At 51.7% G+C, this 358-nt stretch carries 1 pseudogene; it reads left to right on the forward strand.

The features are described 5' to 3' along the window. A pseudogene (locus AB4Z29_RS32455) lies at nt 1-358 on the forward strand (hypothetical protein); the annotation flags it as partial.

A 358-nucleotide genomic window follows, 5' to 3' on the forward strand; every position in this document is an offset into this window, starting at 1 on the left:
CAACAGCAAGCAGCGTGTATGTGAGCGTAGTAAACGAAGGCAAGCTGGAGAGCACAAGAACCGTAAAAGCGTACGATGCCGAAATCACTGCAGCACCAGCAGCAGCGACAATCACCGTAGCGAACAGCCCAACAGGCACAGCAGATACGATAAAAGTAACGGGTTTAGCCGAAGGCGACATCGTGAACGTATACGGCGTAGCAACAGGTGGCACGGTACTTGAAACAGCAACGGTAGCAGAGGGCGCGACGGAAGTAACAGTTTCCAAAACAGATCTGCTTACAGCAACAGGCGGAACAGCGTATGTAACGGTAACGAAAGCGAACAAGCTGGAGAGTACACGTACGGCTGCGAAATA

Source organism: Paenibacillus sp. 2TAB23, assembly GCF_052115165.1.
Classification (GTDB): domain Bacteria; phylum Bacillota; class Bacilli; order Paenibacillales; family Paenibacillaceae; genus Pristimantibacillus.